This is a genomic window from Pantoea sp. AG702 (assembly GCF_003182295.1).
GTDB lineage: Bacteria > Pseudomonadota > Gammaproteobacteria > Enterobacterales > Enterobacteriaceae > Pantoea > Pantoea ananatis.
In genome coordinates this window covers 93032-109048 of record NZ_QGTU01000003.1, presented here as the reverse complement: position 1 = coordinate 109048, position 16017 = coordinate 93032, and the positions used below count along the sequence as shown (strand labels likewise).

At 56.0% G+C, this 16017-nt stretch carries 16 protein-coding genes; 1 reads left to right on the top strand and 15 read right to left on the bottom strand.

The features are described from left to right. The 15 genes from DFO57_RS10015 to yihU form a co-directional block, all read right to left on the bottom strand. The gene (locus DFO57_RS10015; protein ID WP_024471127.1) at positions 1-1116 is read right to left on the bottom strand and encodes a DgaE family pyridoxal phosphate-dependent ammonia lyase; all 1116 of its coding nucleotides are present in this window, start codon (positions 1114-1116) and stop codon (positions 1-3) included. Then, a complete protein-coding gene (locus DFO57_RS10010) occupies positions 1100-2233 on the bottom strand; it encodes an amidohydrolase/deacetylase family metallohydrolase (protein WP_072139073.1) in 1134 nt (377 codons plus the stop codon). Before DFO57_RS10010 ends, DFO57_RS10015 begins: the two co-directional genes overlap by 17 nt. A 54-nt stretch (positions 2234-2287) precedes the next feature. Then, on the bottom strand, positions 2288-2932 hold the full coding sequence (locus DFO57_RS10005) for a DUF4310 family protein (protein WP_013027353.1): 645 nt from the start codon (positions 2930-2932) through the stop codon (positions 2288-2290). A gap of 13 nt (positions 2933-2945) precedes the next feature. Next, complete coding sequence (locus tag DFO57_RS10000) at positions 2946-3722, bottom strand: DUF4311 domain-containing protein (protein WP_072139074.1); 777 nt, start codon at positions 3720-3722, stop codon at positions 2946-2948. 33 nt (positions 3723-3755) lie between these two features. Beyond that, on the bottom strand, positions 3756-4052 hold the full coding sequence (locus tag DFO57_RS09995; RefSeq protein ID WP_013027355.1) for a DUF4312 family protein: 297 nt from the start codon (positions 4050-4052) through the stop codon (positions 3756-3758). Between the two features lie 3 nt (positions 4053-4055). After that, the gene (locus tag DFO57_RS09990; protein WP_013027356.1) at positions 4056-4412 is read right to left on the bottom strand and encodes an SFCGS family glycine-rich protein; all 357 of its coding nucleotides are present in this window, start codon (positions 4410-4412) and stop codon (positions 4056-4058) included. 27 nt (positions 4413-4439) lie between these two features. Next, positions 4440-4784, bottom strand: coding sequence for a glycine dehydrogenase (locus DFO57_RS09985; RefSeq protein ID WP_110015315.1), 345 nt, complete (start codon positions 4782-4784; stop codon positions 4440-4442). A 294-nt stretch (positions 4785-5078) separates the two neighbouring features. After that, positions 5079-6515 (bottom strand): MFS transporter, encoded by a 1437-nt coding sequence (locus DFO57_RS09980; protein WP_014604920.1) that lies wholly within the window; start codon positions 6513-6515, stop codon positions 5079-5081. Positions 6516-6560: 45 nt separating this feature from the next. Beyond that, positions 6561-7955, bottom strand: coding sequence for an MFS transporter (locus tag DFO57_RS09975; protein ID WP_014594701.1), 1395 nt, complete (start codon positions 7953-7955; stop codon positions 6561-6563). Between the two features lie 46 nt (positions 7956-8001). Continuing rightward, positions 8002-8895, bottom strand: coding sequence for a sulfite exporter TauE/SafE family protein (locus DFO57_RS09970; protein ID WP_014604919.1), 894 nt, complete (start codon positions 8893-8895; stop codon positions 8002-8004). A gap of 14 nt (positions 8896-8909) precedes the next feature. Then, complete coding sequence (locus DFO57_RS09965) at positions 8910-10967, bottom strand: alpha-glucosidase (protein WP_024471131.1); 2058 nt, start codon at positions 10965-10967, stop codon at positions 8910-8912. A gap of 34 nt (positions 10968-11001) precedes the next feature. Then, positions 11002-11850, bottom strand: coding sequence for an aldose-1-epimerase (locus DFO57_RS09960; RefSeq protein ID WP_110015314.1), 849 nt, complete (start codon positions 11848-11850; stop codon positions 11002-11004). Positions 11851-11883: 33 nt separating this feature from the next. Next, entirely contained in the window at positions 11884-13125 is a 1242-nt protein-coding gene (gene yihS, locus DFO57_RS09955; protein WP_028721941.1) for a sulfoquinovose isomerase, read from the bottom strand. A 13-nt stretch (positions 13126-13138) separates the two neighbouring features. Beyond that, positions 13139-14014 carry a sulfofructosephosphate aldolase gene (yihT, locus tag DFO57_RS09950; RefSeq protein ID WP_110015313.1) on the bottom strand — a complete coding sequence of 292 codons (876 nt, stop codon included), beginning with the start codon at positions 14012-14014 and terminating at the stop codon, positions 13139-13141. Between the two features lie 23 nt (positions 14015-14037). Next, positions 14038-14934 carry a sulfolactaldehyde 3-reductase gene (gene yihU, locus DFO57_RS09945; RefSeq protein ID WP_024471133.1) on the bottom strand — a complete coding sequence of 299 codons (897 nt, stop codon included), beginning with the start codon at positions 14932-14934 and terminating at the stop codon, positions 14038-14040. Between the two features lie 165 nt (positions 14935-15099). On the opposite strand from yihU, the gene DFO57_RS09940 reads away from it, so the two are divergent. Beyond that, on the top strand, positions 15100-15996 hold the full coding sequence (locus DFO57_RS09940; protein WP_013027367.1) for a sugar kinase: 897 nt from the start codon (positions 15100-15102) through the stop codon (positions 15994-15996). Positions 15997-16017: the final 21 nt, after the last annotated feature.

Here is a 16017-nt window from a genome sequence, read left to right as displayed (position 1 = left end):
CTATTTTTCTCCTGTTAACAGCGCCTGAATGCGGGTGAAAATAATCTGCAGCTGCTCAGCGCTGACGCTGCGCACGTCGGCTTCAATAATGCCCTCATTGGCTTTGTATCCACGGAAGTAAATGGCGATATCACCGTTTTTTAGCGCCTGCACCAGATCGCCGGTCTGATGCCCGATTGTGGTCTCATCGAATTTGATCTCTGCCCGGGCAATGTCGCGCCCGGCGGCATCCCATACAACGCGCGCACTGACGCCATCCAGACCGTTAAGGTTGTTGATGAAAGGCGTCATTTTTTCCACCATCTGGGCGCCGGTGGTTTTCGGCAGGGTCAGGTAGGATTCAATGGCCTGGGTCAGTCCCAGAATCCCCTCTTTGCCCACTTTCATGGTGCGGCCAATGCCGTTGCTCTGGCGCTTCACCCACTCGACAAGCTGATGTTTCCCGATAACCAGGCCGCTGGTGGGGCCTTCAATGGCTTTAGCCCCGCTGTAAATAACCAGATCGGCACCCGCCCGGTAATAGCACTGCAGATCTTCCTCAGCGGCGGCATCCACGATAAGCGGCACGCCATGCTTACGTGCCACCTCGGCGGCCTGCGCGACGCTCAGGTGGCTCTTTTGTACGCAGTGATGGGACTTCACATAGAGAATGGCCGCCGTCTGGGCGGTGACTGCGGCGGAAAGCTGCTGGGGCGAGCACTCGTTACTGTAACCCGCCTCAACCGTCCGACCGCCGCCCAGCGCAATCATGCTGCCAACGGGCGCGCCGTAATTCACGTTATGCCCTTTTGGCACCACGATGTCGTGCGGCACGGTCAGCGGTGCGCTATGTAAATTATCCAGCAGCCAGTCGTCATCTTTCACAATGACGGCAGCCACGCTTTGGGCGATGCCCGCAGAAGCACAGGACACCACCAGCGCATTTTCCACCTGCAGCAAATTAGCGATGTAAGCCCCGGTCTTATCAACCAGGTCCTTCACTTCAAAATAGTGCTCCAGGCCGTATTTAACCGTATCAACCACGTCGCTGGCCGGTGTAGACACGCCAAGAATGGTCATGCGGCCAGAGGCATTAATGACCTGCTTCAGGCCATATTTCTCATACAGTGAAGACATTGTGTTTTTTCCCTTCTTCAGTCATCCAGCACTCACCGGCGACGATAGCCGCCAGAGGAATCAATTGGCGATCGCCCTGCTCCGCCAGCCCTTCCGCATCCACAAACGACACGGATTCGTGCGCCACGGTAAACAGGGTAAAGTCGGCATCAAGTCCGGGCTCAATAGCACCTTTGCTGCGTAATCTCAGCCCGCTGGCCGCCTGATGCGTTACGCAGGCAATAATCTGTGGCAGCGTCATGCCTACATTGAAAAATTTCGACATCACGTGCGCCAGGGTATAAACCGGTCCGTTCAGACGATTGCGGCAGTAGATGTCTGAACTGATGGTGTCAGGCAGAATGCCTTGGGCAATCGCCGCGCGCGCCACCTCAAAGCTGAAGCTGGCACTGCCGTGGCCAACATCAAGCCGCACGTCCCTTGCCAGGGCCTGTTTTACCGCTGCACGCAGTTGCCCTTCGGGCGTCAGGATGCGGTTTGGCTTGCCGTTGTAGCAGTGCGTGATGATGTCGCCGGAGGTCAGCAACGCGGCGATTTCATCGAGGTTGGGGGGATTGTTACCAATGTGCACCATCAGGGGCAGGTTGCCATTTTCCTGCTGAATCGCCTTCGCCAGCACCAGCGGCTGAATGCCGTTTTCGCCCACTACGCTGCTGCTCATCCGGGCTTTAAGCCCGACGATAAAATCGGGATGACGTCTTACCGCGTCGGCAATCGCCGGGCGATCAATCTGCGTCATGTCCGCCAGTTCATTTTGGGTAACGATGCCGGTGCGGGCGATATTCAGCAGCGCAAAAACCTGGGTGGTGACCGCTTGCGTGCGCTGTCTGAAATCATCAATGTCGTCTGCACCTGTACTGCCTGCATCGACAACACAGGTGACGCCGCTTTCCACGCCAATCCGGTCGGGATGATCGTGGTAGATGGGCGATTTTTCATAGCAGTGTACGTGGGAGTCGATCCAGCCCGCACTGAGATAGCAGTTCGCCGCCAGGGTTTGTTCCACTCTGGCCCTACCGGTTACCTCACCCACGGCGGCTATTTTTCCGTCGAGTATGGCGATATCGATCAGACGTTCATCCGGCAGTCGCGCCCGACGCAGAATCAGATCGTACATAGGAATCTCCTTTGACTGCCCCGATCGGCCTTCACCGATCGGGCATTAACGCGATCAGATCGCGACCGGAAAAATCGCGCCGAGGATCATGGCACCGAGGATCGCCCCGCCGGTGATCGGTTTGTTCCACAGATAGAACACCAGCGCACCCAACAGCGAACCGAGACCGATAGGAATGGAGGCGCCCATGGCGGCCAGGATAATCAATGGCCCCAGGAAGCGTCCTGATGCATTGCCCGCGCCCATCATCACGTCCGCACCATAGGTGCTGTTGCTTTGATTAATGGTGAACTTACGCGCCAGAATGATGACGTAGCCTATCGCCACACCGATAACCAGACCGGTGACCAGCGAAGCCGCAAAATTCGCCACCGGGAAGACAAAACCGGCGCCCAGCAGCAGCGCGGGCACGCCCAACCCGACGCCGGTCTGGATGGCACCACCGATATCCAGAATCCCGACCAGCGATCCTTCAATGATGCGGGCGAACAGAAAGCTGGCACCGAAAGCGGCCACCGCGCCGTAAACGCCGGTATCGATGCCCGCCCGTAACATCGAGACGAAGGCCACTTCGTTAAAAGCGCCGATACCGTACAGGTAGTACATATGGGTCCCGGCAAACACGCCGGAGGAGAGCAGACCGACAAAAATCGGGAATGACCAGTCGGCATACCAGAAACCTTTGTTTGATTCTTCCATTGCAGACGCTCCGTTATTTGCCGCTCAGGCTGTTATGAATACTGTCGAGCCAGCCAGGAATGCCGAGCTGGAAGGATTGCAGCATCTTCATATCGAAACCGCGGAAGAAGGCGCTGAGAACAAACAGGGCGACGATGGCGGTCATCATGATTTTGGTCACTTTGTTCCAGCCGCTCTCTTCAACCCCTTTACCAATCAAAATGCCCAGCACCAGGCCCGGTACGGCATTGCCCATAATCAGCTGTGCCAGACCGCCGAAGATGGTGGCCCAAAAGCCCGATTTCTTACCGGCGTCAATTGCCGCCAGCCAGAAGATCACCGGCATGACCGTGTTCACCAGCAAATTAGCGGCCGGTACCAGCACCTTTACCGCCGTGACCTGCAGGGCCGCCGGAACGGCAGAGGCGGTCGAGTTGAGAAAAGCCACCACCACCATGCCGATGATGCCGCAGGCGATAGCCATCTTTTTCGGGTCGTATAGCGTCTCTGCCACATTGCGGTTTTTGATCATGATCGCCGCCGCGCCCCAGTTGGGGATGATGCGATGATCCACGTCCTGCGTGAACGCACCCGCCGCCACGGAGGAGGCCCAGGCGTTAAAGAAGAATCCCAACCCAAAAGAGAAGTGAGAGGCAGGATCGCCTTCACAGGAGTTAAGTTCACCCAGTGTGCGAAAGGCGCCCATACCTTGTGTCGTCGGGGCATGGAACATGCGGGCGGCACCGGCGCCCACACCGACGCCCACGAGGCCGCCGATAATTAACGACTTGAGCAAAATGATGAGAAACATCCTCTTTCCTTATATGTGTTGTTTGAGGCTGACTTACACGCGGGTGAACTCGACCTTATCGCCGTCCAGGCAGGTCACGTTAATGGTGACCTCCAGGTCGACGCTGAAGAGCCTGCGCTCGCGTGCCAGGAAAAAGAAAAGGAATTTTTCGGTTGTGACGCGTTCCCGCGCGCGCACCACCTTTACGTCCTGCGGTTCAATGCGCAGCAGAATCTTATTGGCGTTGCGCAGGACTTCGTGCTGTACACGACTCAGCGCATCTGCGAAGGCTTTCGCCTTGGTGTCGCCCTTACCGCTTACGGCAACCGAGGTTGTAAAGGTCTCTTTCATTCCTTATCCACCGTGTTTTTTGTTCCAGGCCTGAACCAGACGTTCACCCAGCTCTTCTTTGTCCATAAAGCCGAAGCCCAGCACGTTCGCGCCTTCATTAATGGCGGTCACGCCTTCATCCACAGAGCGCATACCATGTTTGGCCTTATAGCCGTATTTGTTTTGCGCCGTAATCGCGCCTGCCCCTCCGCTGCCGCAAAAGGAGATACCGAAATCGGCATTCTCTGCTTTCATGACGTCGCCCAGCTTCATGTCTGCCGCGACGCCCGGCACCACAACGGCACGGCCACCGGCTTTTTCTACGCCAGCCGCCACTTTTTGTCCTTTACCTAAACGATCGCCGATCACTACGGTTACCATATGTCTGTTCCTCTCAGGGTTGGAAAATTAGTCGTTCTTCGCCACTTCAAAGTGGACAGAAAGCAGCCAGGCTTCTTCTGGTGGCAAATTGCCAAACAGGTCCACCACCTGCTGTGCCAGCGCCATCGACTCTTTGGAAATTTCGTCAAACAGCTCAGCCTCAACCTCTGGCACACTCTCGCCGGTGACGGATCGCAATGCCATTGCCCGCACGTGCGAAGCCAGCATTTGTATCTGCACGGCATTCGGCTGGATGGCCCGCTCGGCAAAAAGCACCTCAATCTGCGCCATCACGCGATCCGTCAGGGCCTGAATCCTTTGCTGTTCATCTTGTGACGCATTCATCGCTACCGCTCCCTTACCCGTACTCATCGTCTGCTTCCCATTTCGCGCTTAGCGTGATCTCAAACTAACCAGAGGCGGCAGCGCTGTGGAGAACGACTTTTTCCGTTTCGAAGTGGAAATCCGGCCCTTGTGAGTGATCCGGAACGCAAACTTGCGCGTTCGCTTAGCGGACGGATTATTTTTACCAGATTAAACAGTGAGTTAAAAAAGGGATATCACACAGGAAAGGCGGCAGATGAGGAATAAACAGAAAACCGGGTTGCTGGTCAGCCGTCACAAAACTGGCAAACAGCAACCCTGAGGGCAAGGTAACAGAGAAACTTATGACTCAGCGTCAGTGGGCTGACGTAATGGCGTAACGCGGTTTTTGTCGTCAACGGGCTGGAGGCGATGCGTTTTACGTCGGCTAATGGCGGCCACGATCAGGGCAAAACGCGCTTCATTCAGCTTGTAGCAGAAGCCCATGATCAACGCCGCCGCAATCGCCAGCGAACAGGGCCAGATAAAGATCAGCTGCCTTAAACCTGCCAGCGTGCCATCGCTTTGTACGGCATTGGGCACGTAGCCTATTTGCGTCAGCATCAGACCGGGCAAAAATCCCGCCAGCGCGGCGGATATCTTGCGAAAGAAGGTGTAGCCCGTGTAACAGGCACCTTCTGCCCGAATGCCGGTTTTCCACTCCCCGTACTCGACGGTATCCGGCACCAGCGCCCAGTTAAGGCTGTTAACGAATGCCGTACCGAAAAACGCCACGCAGGAGAACATGACGAACAGCAGAGAGCTGCTTCCCCAGAGAAAGTTACCCAGATCGCCCAGGGCCCAGAGGATGAGTCCCCCCAGATAAACCTGTTTCTTACCAAACTGTTTTACCGCTGTGGGCACCAGCAGTACGCCCACCAGAATACAGCCCATGCTGAAGAAGCCCATCCAGGAGAGCAAATGAACATCGTTCAGCACGTACTGCGTGTAGTAGACCTGAATGGCCAGCTTGATATTAAACGCCGCCAGGGTACAGAGGTTCGCGAGGCACAGAACCAGCAACGGCGGATTGTGAAAGATGGCGCGGAAGGCCGTTGCCACACCGGGTTTATGATGCGTCGGGGTGAGCTCAACATAGCGCTCTTTAACCCCGCTGTAACAGAACCACATGCACAGCAGCCCGGCGACCACAAAGACGGCGGCGGCAACCTGATAGCCCAGCGCACTTTTGCCAACAAACAGCGACTGAATGGGCATAAAGCACACGGTGCAAACCAGTAATCCCACCGTTGCCCCGCCCTGCCGCCAGGCGGCGAGGTGGGCGCGTTCGTGGGGATTTTTGGTTATGGCTGGCACCATTGCGCCATAGGAACAGTTCATCAGGCTGTAAAACAGACCAAACGTCATAAACAGGGCGGTCGCGATCGTTGTCTTTATCGTCAGGCTAAAGTCGTTAGCAACAAACTGTGCCGCAGCCACCAGCGCTACCGGCAGCGAGAAATAGAGAATAAAAGGTCTGAATTTTCCTCTCGTGCCAATATGGCGGCGTGAATCCAGCACAATGCCGGTGAACATATCGGTTAGGGCGGTAAAGAATTTCGCCACCAGGAAAATCACCCCGCCGTACCAGGCTGGCATGCCCAGCTCATCGGTGTAGAACTTGAGTAAATAAAGCGTCCCGATAGTCAGCATCAGGTTGGAGCCAAAATCACCGACGCCGTAAGCCACCTTCTCACGCAGCGGGAGTTTCAGCGTTAATGGATCGGAGCCTGTCTTCATAAGTGATCCTTTTAGCGCCGCGACCGGCGCAGTCACAAAGCCAAATTAGCGCTGACGCTTACGTGCATCGATCTCCTCAATGATACGGACATACATCTTCTCATTGAGATTGTAGAAGCACCCCATGGCCACGATGGTGATCACGGCCAGCGCACCGGGATAGATGAACATCAGCTGCTTCAACCCTTCTACCGTTCCGGACGACTGAATCACGTTGGGCACGTAGCCGATTTGTGTCAGCATCCAGCCGGGGAAAAAGCCGGCCAGCGCCTGTGAGACCTTACGGAAAAAGGTAAAACCGGTATAAACCGTACCTTCAGAACGAACGCCCGTCCGCCATTCCCCGTACTCCACCGTATCGGAAACCAGCGCCCAGTTAAGGCTGTTGACAAAGGCTGAGCCAAAAAAAGCCAGACAGGAATACGCGACAAAACTGACCGAACCGCCGCCGAAGAAATAGTTGAGCAGATCGCCCGCGACCCAAATCAGCAAACCGCCGATATACACTTTTTTCTTACCAAAGCGCCTGACCGCGCCGGGCATCATAAATACGCCAATAAAAATGCACCCCATGCTGAAGAATCCCATCCATGACAGCAGAATGGGATCGTTCAGCACGTACTGGGTGTAATAAACCTGGATCGCCAGTTTGACGTTAAAGGCGCCCAGTGTGCATAAGTTGGCAATGCACAGGATAAACAGTGGACGGTTGCCCGCGATGGCACGGAACGACGCTAACAGTCCCGGTTTCTGCGTGGGGCTGCTGGCGGGTTGCTCGACATAACGCTCTTTTACGCCGGCATAACACCACCACATAAAAAATAAGCCAAACGCCGAGAACAGCGTGGCCGCAACGACATAACTCAGCTGCGGATTGCCTTCAATCAGGTTCATGACCGGTACAAAACCCACGGTACAGATCAGCAAGCCCAGCGTTGCGCCGCCCTGCCGCCAGGCGGCCAGTGCGGCACGCTCGTCGGGGTTTTTCGTCATCGCGGGCACCATCGCACCGTAGGAACAGTTCATCATGCTGAAGAACAGGCCATACATCATAAACAGCACTGTGGCGACGATCGTTTTTCCGGTGACGTCAAACGGCGTACCCACAAAATTGGCGATAGCTAACAGAGTTACCGGAAAGGCCGCGTACAGCACGAAGGGGCGGAACTTGCCTTTCGGGCCAATCCGACGCCGCGAATCCAGCATGATGCCGGTACCCATATCGGTAAAGGCGGTAAAAAACTTGGCCACCAGGAAAATGATGCCGCCGTAGGTTCCCGGCAGCTCCAGCACGTCGGTATAGAACTTCAGGAGGTAGAGCGTACCGATATCTAATAAAATATTTGAACCCAGATCGCCGATGCCATAGGCGACTTTCTCTTTGAAGGGCAACCGTAACGTCGCCGGTTCACTGCCGGAAGCAAGATGGTGTTGGCTCATGATTTCTCTCCGCTGCCCCACTGAACCTGTCAGCAGGGCCGCTTTTTCAGGATGGTTTTGAAGCGTTTTGTTGCTCGATTTCAGCGCGAATAGCGGCCACTTTTTTACCAAACAGCAGCTGCATGACGGCCAGCAGGCCAAATGAGGGCACCAGTACCTGCCAGGCCGGGATATCCAGAGCGCCTTTGATCAGCATGGAGCCCGAAGCAATCAGCAGGAGAAACACCATCAGTCGGAAAGCCCGCACGGAGATACGCTTGTGCACATACTGGCCCACTAACGATCCCAGGATCATGGTAGGAATGCAGAACATCACCAGCTTGACCGTTGAGACCGTTAAAATGCCGCTGGTGGTCAGGCCGCCAATAATGGCGATGTTATTCGCGGTAAAAAATGCATTGAGCGTGCCGCGAAAAGCAGCGGGTGCCAGATTCCTTAACATGCCGTAGATCACGACGGGCGGACCGTTGGTGGCAAACGCCGAGCCGAGCGCCCCGGCGATAATACCGGTGGGCATCACTATCCAGTTTTTGTCATAGACAGGCAGACGAGGAATAAACAGGCTGTAGAACGAATAAAGGATCAGGAAAACGCCCAGCCCGGTTTTCATCACGTCGTCCGGAAAATTGGACAGCGCGTAAATGCCCAAAGGGATACCGGCAAAGGAGAACAGGATCAGCACCAGGGCTGACTTCCAGTTGGTTTCCTTGCGAGACAGCCAGGTGGCATACAGCGCCGTTGCCGTCCCCACAATCACCGACATCGGTGCAGCCATTTTGACCGGCAGCAGCAACGTCACCAGCGGCATCGTAACCAGCGCGCCACCAAATCCCGCACAGATGCCAATAAAGGTGTACAGAAACATAATGGCAATAATGATGCAGACGACCTCAGTGGTGATTTCCAGACCTTCAGGTGTAAGTAGCGTAAAGAAATCCATAATCCTTTCTCCCGCTACTGTGGCAATATCTGACTGCCAGCAAGCCGTAATGAAGCAAACAATGACTGCCATTCGCTGTCTGCCCGATAAAATACCGGCGGCTGCCCCATCGGCGCGGCGACAGTGATATCCCCGCCGTTTAACGTTTCTCCGGTCCACATGTTGACCCAGCGGTCTTCAGGCAGATAGAGCGACCAGTCGCGGCGGCCCTCTTCATAAACCGGTGCCACCAGCAGGTCACGCCCCAGCAGATATTGGTATTTGAGCGTGTAGGTGCGGGCATCCGCTTCATAGTGCAAAAACAAAGGGCGCATAACGGGTAAGCCCGAGTGGGCATTCTGCGCGACAGCCTGCTTGATATAAGGTTTTAAGGTGGTGAAGATCGTGGACATGCGGGCAAAGTGGGCAATGGTTTCTTCATCGCTGTCAAACTGCCAGTTATCGCCAGGACGGTTCCCTTCATGGGTGCGCATCATCGGGGTAAAAGCATTGAAGTCACACCAGCGAAGCAGCAGTTCTTTACTGCGTTTCATGCCGTACAGCGTGGTGTAGCCACCGATGTCGCTGTGATGCAAACCGTGGCCGCTCATCGCCAGTGACAGCGCGGCGGGCACCACCGAGGCCAGGCCATCGTCCAGGCTCCAGTCAACATTTTGATCCCCGGCCCACATCATCACGGAGTATTTCTGACTGCCGGTGTAACCCGCACGCATAAAGAACAGCACGTCACCGAGTTTGCCGGTTTCTTCCAGCGCCTCGTAGTTACACTTCGCCCACAGCGCGGGCCAGGCATTGTGCATGATTTCGGCGCTGACGCCGTTGTGCAGATACGTGTCCGTTGGCAGGTACTCCCCAAAATCCGCCATCCAGCCACGACAGCCCAGGGCAATCAGATTGTCTTTGATGACGCCTTTGAACCAGTGGTAAGCCTCCGGATTCGTGAGATCGACGACGCCCGCATAAAACTCACCAAATTCGACGTGGTAATCGTCCCCAGCCGCATTTTTGGTCAGATATCCTTTCCGGGCGGCCTCTTCGCACAGGTTACGGTCGCTGGCGACGTAAGGGTTGATATAAGACAGGAACTGTACGCCTTCCGCTTTCCACTGCTGAATGCGCGCGTCCAGTTGGGGATAAAGCTCGCTGTCCCACTGCCAGTTCCACATCACGCGTTTGCCGAAGGAGGTCATCCGGATGCCGGACCAGTCCTGCGCCCAGATGCCATTCACTTTCACGCCCGCCTGACGCATTTTGTCCAGCTTCTGCTGGCAGACGTCGGTGCCGCCTTGGATCCCCAGCGTGACGCCATCGTAAACCCAGTCCGGTAATACCGGCTGACGCCCCAACAGGGCACTCATTTTTTCCAGCAGGGCGATGTAGGTATCGGCACATTCAAAACGTAACGTGGCGTTATTTTCCCAGAAAGCCAGTTCATGATAATCCGCTGCGCTGAAGTCAAAATTCATGTAGCCGCTGTTATCCACATGGCAGTAATACTTCTGGCTGCTGACAAAGGTCGGCTGTGGGAAAAAGGTCCAGTAGTAATCTCCGCCGGCATTCTCTGCACAGTCAGCCTGCCAGGTGACCACGCTTTTCTTATTGCGCCCGACGCCCTGTTCGCTGGTCCAGAGTGGAAAAGGTTTCCCGCGCAAATCAAAACAGGAAAACTGCTCGCCACAGCCGTAGATATGATCGTCGTCCAAGGCTGACAGCCTCAGCCAGATACGGTTAAGCCTGTCGCTGTCGTTTGTCAGCGTAAGCAACAGGCGGCCGTTTTCATCTGTGCCGATGATCAGCGTGGCGCTAAATACCTCTCCGCGTGAGAAGCGCACCGTCCAGCCGGTGTCCTGCGCGGTCACAACGGCCGAGGTTAACGCCAGTTTTTCATTCAACCGGTCTTTAATACTGAAATTGCCGCGAAACATGTCGATATCGGCGTTGCCATTGCCTATCCACAGACAGGGTTTTTCCTCGCTGTGGCTAAGAATCTGTCGGTTTTGATAAGTCAGTGAAAAGCCGTTACCGGCGGCAGTCAGCTTTACGCCTGCCGTCTCAGGATGTTGTAAATGCATTCTGACCTCTGCGTTGTAGGATAAAAAATAAGGTTTAGCGTGATTCGTACTGGTCACAGCCAATCGTGAACGTCATGAGATGGCGCGCCTGTGGCGCAAGAAAAATCACATCAATGCCAGAATTGAACGCGTCAGGTGGACAACTCATCGGCTCGGCTGCCAATCCCGTGCGGCCAAGTTTTTCGCCGCTGTAAATTTGCAACCAGGGTTGATCGCTGCGTAAGAAAACCGAAAGTGCCTGCTGTGGACAGGTTAATCTCACCTCCCATTCGCGTCCGGCTGCGCGGGTGTTAACACTGCAGTCGATCTGCGTCGACGCCAACCGACGCGGGGTAAGAAAATCCCCTTCTGCAATCGCGGCCGGCAGCGTAAGCAGGCAGTGATCCACCAGGGTCATGTTGCAGGTCAGATAAGGATGCGAACCGACACCGTAGGGCGCGGGTTGATCGCCTACGTTCTGGCTGCTGATACTGACCTGCAGGCCCTGTGCGGCATCAAGCCGGTAAGTCACTGCCGATAGCAACGCAAACGGATAGCCGTAACTGGGCGGCAGGAAAACCGTTAAGGTCGCCTCGCTGTCGGTGTGTTTGACGATCTGCCAGTCACGCCAGGCCAATAAGCCGTGAATGGCGGTAACGCCTTCGTGGTCATTGATGGGTAGCTGAAGCAGCTTGCCGTTATGTTTCCAGGTTCCTTTCGAGACGCGATTCGGCCAGGGAATCAGGACTTTGCCCATATGCGCCAGCGGCATTGCCTCCGGAGGATGTGGGAGCACCAGATGGCGGCCCGCGTGCGTCAGCTCAGCCAGGCCAGCGCCTACGGTGACGATTTTTGCCTGATATTCTCCAGCGTGAAGAACAAGGGTTTGTCCGCTGCTGTGCATAGCTGGTACTCCCGTTAGTCTGTTTTTCGGGGGTTATTTCGCATTACAGTCCAGTAATCCTGCCGCTACGGCGGGTGCCAGCCCCGGTGCCAGAGGAAGGCGCGGGATCACCAGGCAATGCAGCAGGTGATAGATATCCTGTTTGCCGTCCCACACTTTGGTGGTCACCTTGTTTTCGCAATCCAGCTCTTGCCACCATGAGCCATTCTCGAAATCCATCATGTAAGTGATGCAGTAATCCCACCATTTCTGGTACCAGGCTTCGTATTGCGCCTCGCCAGTGACGGTATACAGGGCGTAAGCCGTGCCCATTGCCTCAACCACGGGCCAGCGCACTCTTTCGCTCACTACGGGCTTGCCATCCCAGTCCACGGTGTAAACAAACCCGTCTGCGCCATCGGGCGCCCAGGCATCGCGGATAGTGGCGTGGAATAAGCCTTTCGCATCTTCAATAAGCCAGGCCGGCGGCGTTTCGAAGCGCGCTTCCAGCGCAGCATGCAGATGCAGCATCAGACGTCCCCATTCAATCCAGTGTCCGGGCGTGCCGCCATAAGCCCGGAAGCGGTGAGCGGGATTCTCTTTGTTGTAATCGCGTAATGGGTTCCAGTCAGTGTCGAAGTGTTCATTGACGCGGTACTCACCGTTGCGCGCGACGTCGTGAATAATCACCGAGGTGACACGCAGCGCGCGATCCAGCCATTTCTTGTCGTGCGTGACGTCATAGACAATCAGGAAGGCTTCAACGGCGTGCATATTGGCATTGCCGCCGCGGTAGTCTTCTGTCTTGCTAAAGGCTTCATCCCAGGACTCCAGGCACATCTGTTCGTCTTCACTCCAGAAGTAGCGATCGATCACGTCGATCGCGTCATCCAGCAGCTGGCGGGCGGCAGGATGCCCCGTAGTGACCGCACTGGCCGCGCCCAGCAACACGAAAAAGTGCTGATAACCCTGTTTGGACGCATCAACGACGCCTTCATCGTTTACGCAGGCATACCAGCCGCCGTACTGTTTATCGCGCAGCGCACCATTCAGGGCGCTAATGCCGTGATCGACCAGTTGATAAGCTCCCGGCCGTCCCATCGAGGCCGCAACGGCATAGACATGCAGCATGCGTGCGGTAATCCACAGGTGCGTGCCCATCTCGGGTTTTACCTGCCCGGTATTCCCCAGCCAGCCAAATCCGGTGGCGACCGCTGCGTTTTTACCAAAGTCGAGAATCCTGTCCGTTTCCTGTTCGAGCCAGCGGTTATGACTCAGCGTGTTAAACCATTTCATTTACGTTGCCCTCTTAGCGTTTAGCCATCATTTCATCTACGATCTCACCCAGCCGTTGCAGCCTGGGGACGGAGACATCCCGCAACATCAGGTCGGTATCCGGTAAGCCAATGACGGAAGACCAGACGGCTCGCCCGGCCAGGAAGCCCGATGCGCCCGCCTGCATCGCCACCCGCACGGCGCGCGGGAATAATTTTTCATCAATGCCGGACGAGAGAATGACCCACGGCATCGCGATCCGATCGTTGAGCTTTTGCGCGGCCGCCAGCAGATCCGACTGTGTACCTTTGCCGTACAGGGGCATTTCCACCTTGTAGAGATCCGCGCCGCTGTTGCCCAATTCTGTGGCCGCGTCCAGGATCGCCTGCTCGCGATCAAAGCGATCGCCACGGCGCGGTGGCCTGACTACCGGTTCGATAATGCTGAGCAGGCCATGGCGGTGGCAGCGGGTGTTGAAGGCCTTAACCATGTCGAGACGTTGCTGCGGATCTTCATCGCTGCGCCACAGCACCAGCAGCTTCAGCGCCTTCGCGCCGTCACGCTTCATCGCCACCGGATCGACGTTGTTATCGATCGCCACGCTGTCCACCGGAATGCCATTGCCCGGAATGAATTCATCCGCCGCGACGATAAGGCCGCAGCCGGGGGCAACCGCTTGCCGTTCGACGATGTGCGGGAAACAAAACTGTTGATCAATCAGGATCGCCGAGGCATAGGGCGATAACACGCTGGCGGCATTGACTTTAAACTCGGTCAGCACGCGATCGCTGACGGGTAGTGACGCGACAGCGGCCGCGAACATCAAACGCATGGCCTCACGCTGATCGACTGCGAGCATGGCGAAACCACCTGAAGGTCGGGTGATGTCTTTAAGGGTGTAATGAGTCATGCTTCTTTCCTCTGAATTAAGCGTCACACTGTGTGGGGAGAAATGAGGCCCGCGCTGGCGCGAACATGTTCAAGGATGGCGGTCCAGTCCTCGCGTCCGCGTCCGGCAGCGCGGGCCTGGTTGTAAACTTCACGTGAGGCAGCCCCGAGCGGCATCGGTACATGCAGCTGGTTGGCAACATCCAGCGCAATCCCCAGGTCCTTATGCGCCAGATCGATCATGAAGGCCGGTGAGCGATCCCCTTTCAGTACCTTGTCAGGCCAGGTCGTGGTGAAATGCCCTTTGCCCGCAGGCGTGCCGTTCATCACCTGCAACGCCACGTCAAACGACAGCCCCAGACCTTCACACAGCACCGCCGCTTCCGCCGAGAGGGCATTCAGGGCGATGCTCATGTAGTTGTTGATCAGCTTGACGCGAATCCCCATACCGGGGCCGCCTGCCACGACCAGCTCATTGCCCATCGCCATAAGCACGGGTTTTGCTCGTGCAACCTGTTGCGGCGTGCCGCCTGCCAGTAGCAGCAGTGAACCGGCTATCGCATGGTCTGACGTGCGGCCGACGGGCACGTCCATCATGCTGAAACCGCGAGCGGCCATCTCACCGATCAGCCGATCGGTTTGCAGCGGATGGATCGTGGACATATCAATCACCAGCGCAGTGGATGCCAGCGTGGTACACACACCTTTGTCGCCAAGCAGTACGGAACGCACTAACTCGCCGTTGGGCAGCATGGTGATAACAAACTCGGCCCCGGTTGCCGCCTCCGCAGCAGAAACGCTCGCCCGGGCGCCCTTATCAACCAGACGCGCGACGGCCTGAGGATCCACATCAAAGACGTTGAGCTGATGGCCCTGCTTCAGCAGATTGCTCGCCATCGGCGCGCCCATTTGTCCCAATCCAATAAACGCAATTACCGACATACCGCTCTCCCAACCCCGTTATTGTCATATTTTGTCATTAAAGACGACCTTTACTGTCTTTTTTAGATCATATTTGTAATTTCTGGTCAAAAAATTGACAGGTGTCACTTTTAAAACATTTGATGAAATTAAAATGACAACACCAACAAAATGTGAGGAAGCGTTATGACGCGTATTGCTTGTGTAGGGATCACCGTATTAGATCGCATTTGGTATCTGGATACCTTGCCGTCTCAGAGCGGAAAATATGTGGCAAACAACTATCGGGAAGTCGGCGGTGGTCCGGCTGCTACAGCGGCCGTTGCCGCAGCTAAACTGGGTGCAGAGGTGGATTTTATTGGTCGGGTTGGTGACGATGACACAGGGAAGAGACTGCTGTCTGAGTTAAATGAGTACGGCGTAAAGACCCGATATACTAAGGTTTTTGAGGCCGCCCGCTCTTCACAATCCGCGATTCTGGTGGATGCCGAGGGGGAACGGATGATTGCCAACTACCCTAGCCCGGACTTAGCAGAATGCGCAGACTGGCTAACAGAGATCGACTTCTCACAATGGGATGCGGTGCTGGCAGATGTTCGCTGGCACCAGGGTGCCAAGTGCGCGTTTACCCTGGCCCGCCAACAGGGCGTTCCCACCATTCTGGATGGGGATGTGACCCCGCAGGACATTGGGGAGCTGGTGGCGTTAAGCGATCATGCGGCATTTTCAGCGCCGGGTTTACAGCGCTTAACCGGGCTGGAGGGGGAAACGGCGGCGTTAAAAAAAGCACAAATGCTCACAAATGGTCATGTCTATGTTACCCAGGGCGCTCAGGGCTGCGTCTGGCTGGACGCCGGCACGCTCCAGCATCAGCCCGCCTTTGAGGTACAGGTCGTCGATACCACCGGCGCGGGCGACGTCTTCCACGGGGGGCTGGCCGTGAAACTGGCGCAGAAGGGCTCTGTCACAGAGGCCGTGCGCTTTGCCAGTGCGGTCGCGGCGCTAAAATGTACGCGACCGGGCGGGCGAGACGGGATCCCTGATTATGATCAAACCTGTTCTTTTATGTCGGTAAATGTATAAACTGTGTGCCATGGTGGTATT

Bases quoted from the DNA above. Each gene is read 5' to 3' on its own strand.
- DFO57_RS10000 (WP_072139074.1), bottom strand. From the start codon at position 3,722: ATGTTTCTCATCATTTTGCTCAAGTCGTTAATTATCGGCGGCCTCGTG.
- DFO57_RS09940 (WP_013027367.1), top strand. From the start codon at position 15,100: ATGACGCGTATTGCTTGTGTAGGGATCACCGTATTAGATCGCATTTGG.
- DFO57_RS10015 (WP_024471127.1), bottom strand. From the start codon at position 1,116: ATGTCTTCACTGTATGAGAAATATGGCCTGAAGCAGGTCATTAATGCC.
- yihU (WP_024471133.1), bottom strand. From the start codon at position 14,934: ATGTCGGTAATTGCGTTTATTGGATTGGGACAAATGGGCGCGCCGATG.
- DFO57_RS09975 (WP_014594701.1), bottom strand. From the start codon at position 7,955: ATGAGCCAACACCATCTTGCTTCCGGCAGTGAACCGGCGACGTTACGG.
- yihS (WP_028721941.1), bottom strand. From the start codon at position 13,125: ATGAAATGGTTTAACACGCTGAGTCATAACCGCTGGCTCGAACAGGAA.
- DFO57_RS10010 (WP_072139073.1), bottom strand. From the start codon at position 2,233: ATGTACGATCTGATTCTGCGTCGGGCGCGACTGCCGGATGAACGTCTG.
- DFO57_RS09985 (WP_110015315.1), bottom strand. From the start codon at position 4,784: ATGAGTACGGGTAAGGGAGCGGTAGCGATGAATGCGTCACAAGATGAA.
- DFO57_RS09990 (WP_013027356.1), bottom strand. From the start codon at position 4,412: ATGGTAACCGTAGTGATCGGCGATCGTTTAGGTAAAGGACAAAAAGTG.
- DFO57_RS09970 (WP_014604919.1), bottom strand. From the start codon at position 8,895: ATGGATTTCTTTACGCTACTTACACCTGAAGGTCTGGAAATCACCACT.
- DFO57_RS09995 (WP_013027355.1), bottom strand. From the start codon at position 4,052: ATGAAAGAGACCTTTACAACCTCGGTTGCCGTAAGCGGTAAGGGCGAC.
- DFO57_RS10005 (WP_013027353.1), bottom strand. From the start codon at position 2,932: ATGGAAGAATCAAACAAAGGTTTCTGGTATGCCGACTGGTCATTCCCG.
- DFO57_RS09980 (WP_014604920.1), bottom strand. From the start codon at position 6,515: ATGAAGACAGGCTCCGATCCATTAACGCTGAAACTCCCGCTGCGTGAG.
- DFO57_RS09965 (WP_024471131.1), bottom strand. From the start codon at position 10,967: ATGCATTTACAACATCCTGAGACGGCAGGCGTAAAGCTGACTGCCGCC.
- DFO57_RS09960 (WP_110015314.1), bottom strand. From the start codon at position 11,850: ATGCACAGCAGCGGACAAACCCTTGTTCTTCACGCTGGAGAATATCAG.
- yihT (WP_110015313.1), bottom strand. From the start codon at position 14,014: ATGACTCATTACACCCTTAAAGACATCACCCGACCTTCAGGTGGTTTC.